Raw genomic sequence first — 13,794 nt, 5'->3', positions numbered from 1 at the left:
GTCAGGCCGGGCGGGGGAGCGGCGGGCGGGCCAGGGCGCGGCCTGCCGGGTAGGTGAGTGCGGCGGCGGGAAGGTCAGCGGGGCGGCCGCTGGCGAGAACGCGGACCGCGCCGGTGCGCGGGGCGTCCGGTGCGGGCTCGGCGCCGATGCGGCGGAGCGCCTGGGCCGCGACGGCCTGGGCCGCGGTGAACAGCACCGGGCCCGCGGGTGGGGGGCCGCCCAGAGCGGCCGCGATGGCGTCGCCGACCAGGTCGTAGTGGGTGCAGCCGAGCACGACGCCGCGCACGCCGCGGGGCGTCCGGTCCACCGCGTAGGCCACCGCCGCGGCGATCGCGTCCGGATCGGCGCCCTCCACCGCCTCCGCGAGCCCGGTGCAGGCCACAGCGGCGACCTCGGCGCCGCCGGCGAACCGGGAGATCAGGTCGCGCTGGTAGGTGCTGGCCGTGGTCGCCTGCGTGGCCCACACCGCGATCGGCGGGCCGTGCTCGGCGGCCGGCTTGATCGGCGGCACCGTGCCGATGACCGGGATCCGCGGTTCCCACTCGGCCCGCAGCGCCTCCAGGCTGTGCACCGAAGCGGTGTTGCACGGTACGACGACGGCGTCCGGCGGGCCGTAGCCGGCCGCCGCCCGGGCTCCGGCCAGCGCCCGCTCGATGATCTGCGCGGACGTGCGGGGCCCCCACGGCATGTGGTCGGGGTCCATGGACAGGATGAGGTCGGCGTCCGGCCGGGCCGCGCGGAGCGCGGCGGCGGTGGACAGCATGCCGATACCGGAGTCGACGAGGGCGATGCGCACGTCATCCGATCTTATGGCCGCTTCGGCGGACTCCGGTCCTCCCGCGCCGGAGGGCGGGCGCGGGAGGCCGCGTGCCGGGCGCGTCGGACGGGGCGGGAGTGGCGGCGGCCGGACCGGAACCGGCCAGCCGTCCGCAACGGCCGCGCGTCCTGGACTTCGGGCGCCGGGCGGACGACGATCGGTCCGACGGCGCCGCTGCGGCTCCGCCGCGCGGCGGAGGCACGGCCCGCCGCTGCGGGCGGCAGCGGGCGCAGCGCCTGCGCGGCCGGTGCCGCGGGCGTGGCGCGCCCGACACCGCGGGGGCCTGTACCTACCGACCAGTAGGCGTAGGCTGAGCGAGGCCGTCCGTCGCCGAGGGCGCCGAGGAGCGCCGAGGAGGGTGAGACAGGGTGCAACGTCAGTCTCGGCAGCAGGGCCGCACAGCGCCGCGGGCCCGCCGGCAGGACCTGAGCGGCCACATCGCGGCCGTCCACCGGATCCGCCGCGACTTCGCCGCGCTCCCCGAGGATGCGCCGATCCGGCTGGCCAAGCCGTCCTCCAACCTCTTCCGGTTCCGCGAGCAGGCCGCCGGCCCCCGGCTGGACGCCTCGGCCTTCTCCTCGGTCATCGCGGTCGATCCGGACCGCCGCACCGCCGAAGTCGGCGGCATGACCACCTACGAGGACCTCGTCGCGGCCACCCTGCCGTACGGCCTGATGCCGCTCGTCGTGCCGCAGCTGCGCACCATCACGCTCGGCGGCGCCGTCACCGGCCTCGGTATCGAGTCCAGCTCCTTCCGGAACGGCCTGCCGCACGAGTCGGTGCAGGAGATGGAGATCCTCACCCCCACCGGGGACGTCGTCGCCGCCCGGCCGGACAACGAGCACGCTGCCCTGTTCCGCGGCTTCCCCAACTCCTACGGCACGCTCGGCTACAGCCTGCGGCTGCGCATCGAGCTGGAGCCGGTCGCCCCCTTCGTCCACCTGCGCCACCTGCGGTTCGGGTCGGCGAAGGAGGCCATGGAGGCGTTCGCGCGGATCGCCGCCGACGGCGAGCACGGCGGTGAGCGCACCGACTTCCTCGACGGTGTCGCCTTCGGCCCCGACGAGCTCTACCTGACCCTGGGCTCGTTCACCGACGCGGCGCCCTGGACCAGCGACTACGCCGGCCAGGAGGTCTACTACCAGTCCATTCCGCGCTACGCCGGCAGCGGGCCCGGCGACTACCTCACCACCGAGGACTACCTGTGGCGGTGGGACACCGACTGGTTCTGGTGCTCCCGCGCGTTCGGCGTGCAGAACCCGGCCGTCCGGCGGCTCTGGCCGCGGTCGCTGCGCCGCTCCGACGTGTACCGCAAGCTCATCGCGCTGGACCGGCGCACCGACTTCTCCCGGCTGCTCAACCACTACCGCGGCCGGCCCCAGCAGGAGCCCCTCATCCAGGACGTCGAGGTCGCGGTGGAGCGCGGCGCGGAGTTCCTCGACTTCTTCCACGACCGGGTCGGCATGAGCCCGGTGTGGATGTGCCCGCTGCGGCTGCGCGGCGGGCCAGCGGCGCAGACCTGGCCGCTCTACCCGCTGGAGGCGGACCGCCTCTACGTGAACTTCGGCTTCTGGGGGATGGTCGACCTGGAGCCGGGGCAGCGCCGGGACCACCACAACCGGCTCGTCGAGGAGGAGGTCGCCCGGCTGGAGGGGCACAAGTCCCTCTACTCCGACGCCTTCTACGGCCGGGACGAGTTCTGGCGGCTCTACAACGGCGACGCCTACCGGGAGCTCAAGGAGGCCTACGACCCCGGCGGGCGCCTGCTCGACCTCTACGACAAGTGCGTCGGCAACCGGTGACGCAGCGCCGCCCGCCCGTGCGGGCGGCACCGCGGCCGGCGCGCGGCGCCGCTCCGCACCGGGGGGTGCGGAGCGGCGCCGTGTGCGGACGAGCGAGCTGGCACGCGGGACCGGCCCGGGGCGGGGCCCGTGTGCGGGACGAAGGGAACGATGGGCATGCAGCTTGCGGAGATCTTCGAACGCGTCGCCGGCGATGCGCCGGTGGCGTTCCGCGCCTATGACGGCAGTACTGCGGGCGACCAGGGCAGCGACACGGCGATCGTGGTCCGCACGCCGGTGGCGCTCAACTACCTGGCCCAGTCGCCGAACGCGCTCGGCCTGACCCGCGCCTACGTGGCCGGGCACATCGACGTCGAAGGCGACATGTACACCGCGCTGCGGCAGATGAGCGAAGTGGTGTTCGCCGACCGGCCGCCGGTGTCGCCGCTGGACCTGGCGCGGATCGCGCGCAGCATCGGCTGGGTCAAGTTCGTCAACCGGGTGGCGCCGCCGCCCCAGGAGGTCCGCAGCTCGCGGCTGTCCGGCCTGGGGACGCGGCACAGCCGGGGCCGCGACGCCGAGGCCATCCACCACCACTACGACGTGTCCAACACCTTCTACGAGCTGGTGCTCGGGCCGACGATGACCTACACCTGCGCGGTCTACCCGGCGCCGGAGTCGACCCTGGAGGAGGCCCAGGCCGCCAAGTACGACCTGGTCTCCCGCAAGCTCGGCCTGGAGCCGGGCCAGCGCCTGCTCGACGTCGGCTGCGGCTGGGGCGGCATGGTCGTGCACGCCGCCAAGGAGTACGGGGTGCGGGCGCTGGGAGTCACCCTCTCCAAGGAGCAGGCGGAGTGGGCGAACAAGCGGATCGCCCAAGAGGGCCTGGGCGGTCTCGCCGAAGTCCGCCACATGGACTACCGGGACCTGCCGGACGGCGTCTACGACCGGGTCAGCTCGATCGGGCTGACCGAGCACGTCGGCAAGAAGAACGTGCCGGACTACTTCGCCGGCCTGCACGCCAAGCTCGTGCCGGGCGGCCGGCTGCTCAACCACTGCATCACCCGGCCGCGCAACGACCTGCCGGCGATGAAGCCGGGCGGGGTGATCAACCGCTACGTGTTCCCCGACGGCGAGCTGGAGGGGCCCGGCTGGCTGCAGTCGCAGATGAACGACGCCGGGTTCGAGATCCGGCACCAGGAGAACCTGCGCGAGCACTACGCGCTGACTCTGCGCGACTGGGGCGCCAACCTCGAACGCAACTGGGACGCCGCGGTGCGCGAGGTCGGCGAGGGCACGGCGCGCGTGTGGCGGGTTTACATGGCCGGCTGCGTGCTCGGCTTCGAGATGGACGTCGTGCAGCTGCACCAGATCCTCGGGGTCAAGCTGGACGGCACCGACGCGCACATGCCGCTGCGCCCGGACTACGCCTGAGCACGGCGTCCGGACGGAGCCGCTCGGCGGCGCCGCCCGGACGCCTGCCGCGGGGCCGGGCCGGCCTCCGCGCCGGACAGCGCCGCGCCGCACCGCCCGCCCCCGTACCGCGGGAGCGGGCGGTGCGCGATCATGGGGCCATGGAGGAATCGACCGACGAGCGGCGGCACGCCGCAGAGCTCGCCATCGCGACGATCGACGCCTACGTCCGCACCGACCGGGAGGCCCTGGCCGCCGCGGTCGCCGCCATCGAGGCCGAGGGCCCCGCGGAAATCGAACTGGTCGCCTCGGAGCTGCGGGTCTTCACGGCGTTCCTCACCCGGCGGGTGCAGGAGACCGGCGTCGTCTACAAGCCGTCCGACTCGCGCGAGGCGGTGGCCTCGGCAGTCGCCGACCTGCTGCCCCCCGAAGTCGAGTTCGCCGTGGTCACCGCATGGGAGGCGCACTCGGTCGGCGAAGACGAAGCGGCCGAGCGCCTGGCCAACGGGGACCCGCTGGTCCCGGTGCACATGTTCGCCGCGTTCTGCGCCGCCGTCGGCCGCGCCGTCTACCGGCCGGCCGAGCTCATCTCGACGCTGCGCATCGCTTCGGGGGTCGCCGAGGACGGGCCGCCCGGCGAGGACGGCGGCTAGGGCGTCTGCCGCGGGCGCCGCCTCCCCTCCGCCGGCGGGAGGGCGCCGCCCGCAGCGGAGGCCTCCGTGCGCGTGACCCGGGCGCCGCCCCGCCACTGCACTTGACACGAAGATCCTTCGTGTAAAGAGTGGGGGCGAGAGTGACCCGGCCGCCGTTGCCCGGGGTGCCCGCTCCCGCCCGTGCGGGCGGGGCGGGCGGCAGGGCGACGTGCCCGTCGAAAGGCCCCCCAATGCTGTTCACGACCCCGCCGGACGTGGCCGACATCGAACTGTCCCGGATGCGGTTCTGGAAGCGGCCGCCCGAGGAGCGCCACGCCGACTTCGCGCGGCTGCGCGCACACCCGCCCGTGTTCTTCCCCGAGCCCGAGGGCGGGCCCGTTCCGGCCGGTCCGGGCTACTACGCTCTCGTGCGCCACGCCGACGTCGCCGAGGCGAGCCGCACGCCGTCGGTGTTCGCCTCCGAGCCCAGCGCCATCTCCATCCCGGACATGCCGCGCGAGTTCGCCGAGTACTTCGGCTCCATGATCAACATGGACGACCCGCGCCACGCCCGGCTGCGCCGCATCGTCTCGCGCGGCTTCACCCCGCGGATGCTCGCCAAGCTCGACGGCGACGTGCAGGAGGAGGCCGGCCGCATCGTCGACGAGCTCGTCGAGGGCGGCCCCGGCGACTTCGTCTCCCGCGTCGCAGCCCGGCTGCCGCTGGCCATCATCTGCTCGATGATGGGCATCCCCGAAGACCGCCGGGAGCAGGTCTTCGCCCACTCCAACGTGGTGCTCGCCGGCAACGACCCGGACTACCTCGGCGAGGACACCGACACCGCGGTGCACCGGCTGCTCACCGCCGGGGCGGAGCTGTCCGCACTCCTGGCCGAACTGGCAGCGGAGCGCCGCGCGGCGCCCACCGACGACCTCACCTCCGCGCTGGTGCACGCCAACGTGGACGGCGAGAAGCTCGACGACACCGAACTCGGCTCGTTCTTCATCCTGCTCGCGGTCGCCGGCAACGAGACCACCCGCAACGGCATCAGCCACGCCCTGGACCTGCTGACCCGCCACCCGGACCAGCGGGAGCTGTGGTGGTCCGACTTCGAGGGCTACGCCGGCACCGCGGTCGAGGAGGTGGTCCGGTACGCGAGCCCGGTCACCTGGATGCGGCGCACCGTCACCCGCGCCACGGAGCTGAACGGCACGCCGCTGGCAGCCGGCGACAAGGTGCTGCTCTTCTACTCCTCCGCCAACCGGGACGCCGCGGTGTTCGACGCCCCGGACGCGTTCGACATCACCCGCTCGCCCAACCCGCACGTCGGCTTCGGCGGCCCCGGGCCGCACTTCTGCCTGGGCGCGCACCTGGCGCGCCGGGAGATCACGGTGATGCTCCGGGAACTGCGCAACCGCGTGCCCGACATCCACGCGACGGCCCCGCCGGAGCGGCTGCTCTCGTCTTTCGTGAACGGCGTCAAGGCCCTGCCCTGCGCCTTCTAGCGGGGCGGGCTGCGGGGCCCGGGAGGAGCACCCGGGCCGCCGCCCGGACCCGGCGGATGCGCGCCGCGCCGGGCCTGGCGCGCTCCGCCGGAGCCACCGTCGGTAACCTGTCGCGCACCGGCAGGCGCGGTTGGGCGGAGCGGCATAACATCCGCGTTACTTGTCTTCACAGCCTTCCCCGGTGTGCGTAGTTTTTCTACAAGATCCCCCGGGGGCCGGAAACGCCCCGCAGGCGCGGGGACGGTCGGAGGATGGGAGGACGGCGATGGACACGAGGGAACGCGGGCGGCGCACGCCGCGCGGCCGGGTGCTCGGCACCGGAGCGGTCGGCGCGGCGCTGGTGCTGGCTGCCACCGCCTGCGGCGGCGGCAGCGGTGAGGACGGCAACGTGCTCACCGTCTGGATCATGGAGGGCACCAACCCCGACGCCACCGAGTACTTCGACGCGCTGAGCAAGGACTTCCAGGACGAGCACGGCATGTCCGTGAAGGTCGAGTACGTGCCCTGGGCCGATGCCCACGACCGCTTCACCAAGGGCATGGCCGGCGGCACGCTGCCCGACGTCGCCGAGCTCGGCACCACCTTCACCCCGGAGTTCGCCGAGGTCGGCGCCCTGGTCGACCTCACCGACCGGATCGGCGACACCGGCGCCTACAACGAGGCGCTGGCCGAGGCCGGCACGTACGAGGGCAGCGTCTACGGCATGCCCTGGTACGCCGGCGTCCGGTCGGTCATCTACCGCACCGACGTGTTCGAAGACCTCGACCTGGATGTCCCGGAGAACTGGGACGAACTGCGCGAAGCGGCCGTCACCATCAGCGAGGAGGGCGAGGACGGCATGGTCGCCTTCCCCGTCCCCGGAGACGCCGTCAACTCCGCCATGCCGTTCGTCTGGGGCGCCGGCGGCGACGTCGCAGAGCAGGACGGCGGCTCCTGGACACCCGCGCTCTCCAGCGACGAAGCCCGCGAGGGCCTGGAGTTCTACACCGGACTCGCCATGGAGGACAACGTCTCCACCACCGGCGCCGCGACCTGGAACGAGGTCGACGTCCAGGACAACTTCATCGACGGCAACGTCGCCATGGCCATCTCGGGCAGCTGGACCCCGGCCGCCATCGAGGAGGCCGACCCGGAACTCGCCGAGAACCTCGGCGCCTTCCCCATCCCCGGCCCCGACGGCGGCCTCAGCCCGTCCTTCATGGGCGGCTCGCACCTGGGCGTCTTCGCCCCCGAGGAGAAGCAGGACGCCGCCTGGGACTACATCGAGATGCTCACCGGCGACACCTACGCCGAGCGGTGGACCGAGGAGAGCACCTACTTCCCCGGCCGCCAGGAGCAGCTCGAGGCGCTCGCCGAGTCCGACGACCCGCTCGTGCAGCCCTTCGCCCAGCAGGCCCTGGAAGCCGGCGCCTCGATGCCGGTCTCGCCCAACTGGGGCGAGGTGGAGGGCAAGAAGACCATCCCGGCCATGGTCCAGTCGATCCTCAACGGTGACGCCACCCTCGAAGAGGCCACCGAGACCGCCGACACCGAGCTTGACGAAACGCTGAACGAAGGCTCCTGACCGTTGAGCACCACCCAGACCGCGGGGCGGCCGGAAGCGGCCGCCCCGCCGCCCGCCCCGGCACGCCGGCGCGGCCTCTCCTTCGCGGCGCGCCGCAGGGCGCTGCCCTGGGCGCTGCTCGCGCCCGGACTGCTCGTCGTCGGCGGGCTGCTGCTCTACCCGATCGGCCGCGTGCTGTGGCTGTCCATCCAGGACTACGGCCTCGGTGAGCTGTTCCGCGGCGAGTCGAACTACGTCGGGCTGGACAACTACACCGACCTGCTCGCCGACCCCTACCTGTGGCAGGTCGCCCTGCCCAACACCGTGGTGTTCGCGGTGGTGGCGGTCGGCGGCACCGTCGTCTTCGGCACCCTCGTCGCGCTGCTGCTGGCCGCGCTGCGCCCGATCGCCCGGACCATCGTGGTCAGCTGCATCATGGTCGCATGGGCGATGCCCGCGGTCTCCGGCACCTACGTGTGGATCTGGATCTTCGACGTCGACCGCGGCATCGTCCGCCAGGTCCTCGAAACCATCGGGCTGCTCGGCCCGGAGGGCTTCAACTGGTTCGCCGAGCGGCTCTCGTTCTACGCGATCGTCACCCTCAATATCGTGCACCACGGCTTCCCATTCGTCGCGGTCACCGTGCTCGCCGGCCTGCTCACCGTGCCCCGCGAGCTCTACGAGGCGGCGGTCATCGACGGCGCCGGCGCCTGGCAGCGGTTCCGGCACGTGACGCTTCCGGTGCTCAAGCCGGTCTTCGCGGTCGTCACGATCCTCTCCACGATCTGGGACTTCAAGGTGTTCGCCCAGGTCTTCCTGATGCCCGGCGGAGACTCCAATCCGCAGATGCTCAACTTCGGCGTCTGGTCCTACCGGCAGGGCATCGTGCAGAGCGCCTACGGGACCGGCGCCGCCATCGCCGTCCTGCTCACCCTGATGCTGCTCGCGGTGACCATCGTCTACCTGCGCGCCCTGTTCCGAGAGGACGAGCTGCGATGAGCACCCTCACCGGACGCCGTACCCTGCGCGGAACCGCCGGCCGCGCGCTCGCCGTGACCGGACTGCTGCTGTTCACCCTGTTCCCGGCCTACTACATGGTGGCCAGCGCGCTGGCGCCGTCGCGCAGCATCGCCGGCACCGAAGTCCTCTTTCCGAGCGACGTCACCCTCGACAACTTCAGCTACGTGCTGACCGAGGCCGGGTTCCTCCGCTACCTCGGCAACTCGCTGTTCATCGCCGTGATCGCGGTGCTCGGCAGCGCACTGCTGGCGCTGCTCGCCGCGGTCGCCGTCTCCCGGTTCCGCTTCCGGTTCCGCACCACGGTGCTGGTGATGATCCTGGCTGTGCAGATGGTGCCGCTGGAAGCGCTGGTCATCCCGCTGTTCCTGCAGGCGTCCTCGCTGAACATGCTCAACTCGCTGCTGGGCCTGTCCGTCGTCTACATCGCGCTGAGCCTGCCGTTCGCGATCTGGATGCTGCGCGGATTCACCGCAGCGGTACCGGCCGAGGTGGAGGAGGCCGCCTATATCGACGGCGCGTCCTGGGGGCGGATGTTCTGGTCGGTGCTGTTCCCGCTGGTGGCGCCCGGACTGGTCGCCACCGGCATCTTCTCCTTCATCACCGCCTGGAACGAGTTCCTCATCGCCTACGCCTTCCTGGACCAGGAGCAGTTCTACACGGTCTCGGTCGGCCTCCGGCAGTTCGCCGGACTCAACACCACCGACTGGGGCGCGATGATGGCGGCCTCCACCATCGTCACCGTGCCGGTGATGGTCTTCTTCCTGATCGTGCAGCGCGGCCTGGTATCCGGACTGGTCCAGGGCGCAGTGAAGGGGTGAGCGGCGCAGACATGGGCGGTACAGGGCAGCGCAGCGCAGTGCGGGGCGACGCGGCACAGGATGCCGAGCTGAGCGGCCCCGAGGTCCGGCGGCTCGCCGCCTCGGTGCTCATGCCGGGCTTCCTCGGGACCGCAGTCCCCGACTGGCTGGCCGCGGCGGTCCGCGGCGGGCTGCGCAGCGCCTGCTACTTCGGCCAGAACTTCGCCGCCGGTCCTGCGGCGGCCGCGCGCCTCTCCGCCGACCTGCACGCGCTCGCCCCCGACCTGGTCACGGCCTCGGACGAGGAGGGCGGAGCGGTCAGCCGGCTGCACGCCGGCGGTCCGCCCCGCTACCCGACGCACGCCGAACTGGGCGCGGCCGACGACCCCGCGCACACCAGGGCCACCGCCCGCGCGCTCGGCGAGGAGCTCGCCGGCGTCGGTGTGGACGCGGCGCTCGCGCCCGTCGTCGACGTCAACTCCGACCCGCTCAACCCGGTCATCGGGCGGCGCGCCTTCGGCGACCGCGCCGACGGAGTCGCCCGGCACGGCGCCGCGTTCGTCGCCGGGCTGCATGACGCGGGCCGCCTCGCCGCTGCCAAGCACTTCCCCGGGCACGGCGACACCCGCACGGACTCGCACGAGGCGCTGCCCGTCGTGACCGCCGGCACCGCGCTGCTCGACGAGCGCGACATCGCCCCGTTCGACGCCGCAGTGCGGGCCGGCGCCGACATGGTGATGGTCGGCCACATCCTGGTGCCGGCCGTCGACTCCGCCGCCCCCGCCAGCGTCTCGCCGGCGTGGTACGCGCTGCTGCGCCGCCGCGGCTTCACCGGAGCGGCGGTCACCGACGCGCTCGACATGCGCGGCCTGGCCGCGCACACCGGCGCCGAAGACCCGGTCGAAGGGGTGGCGCGCGGCGCAGCGGCCGCGATCGCAGCAGGCGCCGACCTGCTGTGCCTGGGCAACCCCGCCACCGCGGGCGGGACCGGCGAGGAGGCCTACACCCGCTCGGTGGAGCGGATCGCCGCTGCCGTCGCCGAAGGGCTGATCCGGCCCGCGCGGCTGCGCGAGGCGTCAGCGCGGGTTGCGACACTGGCAGGGCGGCGCGCGGCCCCGCAGGCCCGTGCGCCGGAGCAGGGAACACAGTGATCAGCACGAGCAGTGTGCGCCGAGCCGGTACGGTTGGCGGGCCCGGTGCCGCTGGCCGGCGCGGGGAGCGGAACGCTGCCGCCGCCGCGGTGGCGCGCACGCCGGTGCGGGGAGCGAGCATGCCGGAGAACCATCCGATCGAGCCCGAGCCGCCGTGGCCGAAGAGCCCGAGCGGCGTCGAGATCCGCTGCCACCGGTGCGGCGTCCCGCGCCGGTTCGCCGACCAGCACGCCCCCCACCTGGACAGCAACGGAACGGGGCCGCGCTGCGCCGCGTGCGGGCGGCGGATCGAGTACCGCTGCACCGAGTGCGGAGAGCGCTGGCACCCGCTTCCCTGACGCCCGCCCCGGATGCCGCCGACGGCAGCCGCCGGCCGCTGCGGGCCCCGGCAGGGCCCGCAGCGGCCGGGCAGGGGAGGGGAGGGGTCAGCGCAGTTCGCGCTTGAGGATCTTGCCGGTGGCGGTCATCGGCAGCGCGTCGCGGAACTCCACCTGGCGCGGGTACTTGTAGGCCGCCAGCCGCTCCTTGGCCCAGCCGATGAGCTCCTGCTCGGACAGCTCAGCGCCCTCTTCGCGCACCACGAACGCCTTGACCTCCTCGCCGTGCGTCTCGTGCGGGACGCCCACGACGGCGACCAGGCTCACCGCGGGGTGGGTCAGCAGGACCTCCTCCAGCTCGCGCGGGTACACGTTGTAGCCGCCGCGCAGGATCATGTCCTTGGACCGGTCGACGATGAAGTAGAAGCCCTCCTCGTCGCGGCGCGCGATGTCGCCGGTGCGGAACCAGCCGTCCTTGAGCACCTGCGCGTTGGCATCGGGCCGGTTGTAGTAGCCCTTCATCACGCAGTGGCCGCGCACCGCGATCTCGCCCGGCCCCTCGCCCTCGACGTCGGCGAACCCCGCGTCGACCAGCTTCATCTCCACGCCCCAGATCGGCAGGCCGATCGAGCCCTGCTTCGCCTTGACCTTGGGGTTGTTGAAGGAGACCACCGGCGAGGTCTCGGAGAGGCCGTAGCCCTCCAGGATCTGCACCCCGAGCTTCTCCTGGACGTTCTTGGCGAGCTCGCCGGGCAGCGCAGCTCCGCCGGAGACCGCGGTGTGCAGCTTCGCCGCGATCGCCGGCAGGTCGTGCTCGCCCTTGGCGCCGAGCAGCCCCCAGTACATGGTCGGCACGCCGCCGAACACGGTGACGCCCTCCTTCTCCATCAGGGAGAGCGCCTCGTCGCCGTCGAACCGGGGCTGCAGCACCATCGTCGCGTGCCGGTACAGGGCCACGTTCATCGCTGTCGTCTGGCCGAAGATGTGGAACAGGGGCAGTACCGCGAGGAACACGTCGTGCTCGGCCTCGCCGAACAGGCCGGACGACGCCACCGCGTTGAACAGCAGGTTGGCGTGGCTGAGCTCGGCGCCCTTCGGCGTTCCGGTGGTGCCGCTGGTGTAGATGATCACCGCGGTGTCGTCGGCGCCGGTCCGCGCCGGCTCGAAGGTCCCGGGCTTGCCGTCGAGCGCAGCCCAGATCGTCTCCGCCCCGTCGATCGCCGACTCCGTCGCGCCGGGCGACGCGGGCAGGTCGATGTAGGTCGTACAGGTAGCGACCTCGTTGAACGCGGTGAACGCGGACTCGCCCAGCGGCAGGTCCGGTGTTCCGGTGAAGGCGAACAGGGCCTTCGCGCCGGAGTCGGTCAGGTGGTAGGCGATCTCCCGCGGCGTGAGCAGCACGTTCAGCGGCACCACGACGGCGCCGGCCTTCAGCGCGCCGAAGTAGACGAACGGGAAGTAGGGGGTGTTCGGCGAGGCCAGAGCGACCTTGTCGCCCGGCTCGATCCCCCGTTCCACCAGGAGGTTCGCGACCTGGCTGGCGATCATGTCGACCAGCGCGTAATTGAGCCGGAGATCGCCGAAGACGACGCAGTCGCGCTCCGGAGTGGCCCGGGCACCGTCTTCGAGCAGCACGGAAAGGTTCAGCATCGCGTCTCCCCCAGGGTGGGATGAGTGGTGGTGATCACTTTCTACCGCACAGTAGGAAAAATGTGACGCGAGGGGGCGGTCCACGTGTCCCCGATCACGCTGCGCGCCGCCGCCGCTGCAGCCAGGGGAGACGGAAAAGCGCCGCGTGCCAGGGGCAGCGGCGCTTCGCGGGGTCGGGGGTGCGGGCGGATCAGGCTCCGGACGGCGTGTCGCCGGCTGCGCCGCGCTCGGCGGAGGCGGTGCCCGGCTCGGACATCGGGGCGCCGGGTGCCGCGGACGGGCTGGGGGAGCCGCTGCCGTCCTCGCCGCGGGTCAGCGTGACACTGCTGGGCTGGCCGGCGGTGCCGCTCATGCCGATCTCCGAGACGCGCCACCGGTCGCCCTCCACGTCGAGGGACTCGCCGAGGCCGAGCGTGTGCGTCGCCGCATCCCCGCCCTCCGGAGTGACGTCGATCGCCACCGAGGGCTCGTCGCCCGCGGAGTGGCCGGTCATCCGCACCGCCGCGGTGCTTCCCGTGGACAGCTCCATCGTGTAGGCCGTGCCCTCGGTGAGGCGCACCCGTTCCAGGCGCTGCCCGAAGTCGGGGGCGGGGGAGTCGGCGGACGCGGTCTCGGTCTCGGCGTCCCCGCCGCAGGCTCCGGCGCCGAACGCAAGGGCCGCGCTGGCAGCGGCGGCGATGAGGGCGCGGGCGGCACGGTTGGGCGTCATGGGCGGCGTTCTCCACTTGTTCGTCGAGCGCCGGCGCCGCCCGGAGGCCCCGGAGCGCCGGAAAGGGCGGCCACGGGGGTCCCGCCCGGCGTGCATTCTCGCACCGCCGCGCAGCGGACGCGTCGCCAACCCGGAAACGGCGGAATCTGTGTCGCAGGACGAGATGCGGGCGTGATCCGTAGGTACCGAGCCGAGACGCTGCCGTGACGTGGCCGTCCGCGGCGGCGCCCGCCGGGCCGTCCGGGCGCCGGCGGTACCCGCAGCGCTGCCGCGCGGCGCGCCGGGAGGCGGCTGCCGCGGCAGGCGATCCGGCGGCGCGCGGCGACCGAGCACGCCGCGGGCCCGCTCCGCGCTAACCTGGAGACTCGATATGCCCCGGACGGCCGGCGCGCGGCGCCCTGTCCGGGAGCCGCAGAGCGCGCCGGCTCCACGCCCGGTCCAGGCGGCGCTCCCCCAGTG

The 13,794-nt window shown here is 73.2% G+C and carries 12 protein-coding genes; 9 read left to right on the top strand and 3 right to left on the bottom strand.

Annotated elements, in window-relative coordinates:
- Position 1: 1 nt before the first annotated feature.
- Positions 2–796, bottom strand: a complete 795-nt coding sequence (locus ACYVGT_RS17160; RefSeq protein ID WP_460859473.1) for a glutamate racemase — start codon at positions 794–796, stop codon at positions 2–4.
- Between the two features lie 446 nt (positions 797–1,242).
- On the opposite strand from ACYVGT_RS17160, the gene ACYVGT_RS17155 reads away from it, so the two are divergent.
- From ACYVGT_RS17155 to ACYVGT_RS17115, 9 genes are all read left to right on the top strand, one after another.
- The gene (locus ACYVGT_RS17155) at positions 1,243–2,619 is read left to right on the top strand and encodes an FAD-binding oxidoreductase (protein WP_460859569.1); all 1,377 of its coding nucleotides are present in this window, start codon (positions 1,243–1,245) and stop codon (positions 2,617–2,619) included.
- A 156-nt stretch (positions 2,620–2,775) separates the two neighbouring features.
- The gene (locus tag ACYVGT_RS17150) at positions 2,776–4,032 is read left to right on the top strand and encodes a class I SAM-dependent methyltransferase (protein WP_460859567.1); all 1,257 of its coding nucleotides are present in this window, start codon (positions 2,776–2,778) and stop codon (positions 4,030–4,032) included.
- Between the two features lie 140 nt (positions 4,033–4,172).
- On the top strand, positions 4,173–4,664 hold the full coding sequence (locus ACYVGT_RS17145; RefSeq protein WP_460859472.1) for a hypothetical protein: 492 nt from the start codon (positions 4,173–4,175) through the stop codon (positions 4,662–4,664).
- A gap of 230 nt (positions 4,665–4,894) precedes the next feature.
- Positions 4,895–6,148 (top strand): cytochrome P450, encoded by a 1,254-nt coding sequence (locus ACYVGT_RS17140; protein ID WP_460859470.1) that lies wholly within the window; start codon positions 4,895–4,897, stop codon positions 6,146–6,148.
- A 265-nt stretch (positions 6,149–6,413) separates the two neighbouring features.
- A complete protein-coding gene (locus tag ACYVGT_RS17135) occupies positions 6,414–7,712 on the top strand; it encodes a sugar ABC transporter substrate-binding protein (RefSeq protein WP_460859468.1) in 1,299 nt (432 codons plus the stop codon).
- 3 nt (positions 7,713–7,715) lie between these two features.
- Positions 7,716–8,690 (top strand): carbohydrate ABC transporter permease, encoded by a 975-nt coding sequence (locus ACYVGT_RS17130; RefSeq protein ID WP_460859466.1) that lies wholly within the window; start codon positions 7,716–7,718, stop codon positions 8,688–8,690.
- A complete protein-coding gene (locus ACYVGT_RS17125; RefSeq protein ID WP_460859464.1) occupies positions 8,687–9,529 on the top strand; it encodes a carbohydrate ABC transporter permease in 843 nt (280 codons plus the stop codon). The genes ACYVGT_RS17130 and ACYVGT_RS17125 overlap by 4 nt, the downstream gene beginning before the upstream one ends.
- Entirely contained in the window at positions 9,526–10,659 is a 1,134-nt protein-coding gene (locus ACYVGT_RS17120) for a glycoside hydrolase family 3 N-terminal domain-containing protein (protein WP_460859461.1), read from the top strand. The genes ACYVGT_RS17125 and ACYVGT_RS17120 overlap by 4 nt, the downstream gene beginning before the upstream one ends.
- Positions 10,660–10,778: 119 nt before the next feature.
- Positions 10,779–10,997, top strand: coding sequence for a hypothetical protein (locus ACYVGT_RS17115; RefSeq protein ID WP_460859460.1), 219 nt, complete (start codon positions 10,779–10,781; stop codon positions 10,995–10,997).
- Between the two features lie 87 nt (positions 10,998–11,084).
- On the opposite strand, the gene ACYVGT_RS17110 is transcribed toward ACYVGT_RS17115, so the two are convergent.
- Both ACYVGT_RS17110 and ACYVGT_RS17105 read right to left on the bottom strand, forming a co-directional pair.
- Complete coding sequence (locus tag ACYVGT_RS17110; protein WP_460859459.1) at positions 11,085–12,626, bottom strand: long-chain-fatty-acid--CoA ligase; 1,542 nt, start codon at positions 12,624–12,626, stop codon at positions 11,085–11,087.
- A 190-nt stretch (positions 12,627–12,816) separates the two neighbouring features.
- Positions 12,817–13,335 carry a DUF6406 domain-containing protein gene (locus tag ACYVGT_RS17105; protein ID WP_460859457.1) on the bottom strand — a complete coding sequence of 173 codons (519 nt, stop codon included), beginning with the start codon at positions 13,333–13,335 and terminating at the stop codon, positions 12,817–12,819.
- Between the last annotated feature and the right edge of the window lie 459 nt (positions 13,336–13,794).

Source organism: Nocardiopsis coralliicola, assembly GCF_054779695.1.
The sequence above is the reverse complement of the archived record's forward strand: the minus strand, read 5'-3'. Positions and strand labels throughout refer to the sequence as shown.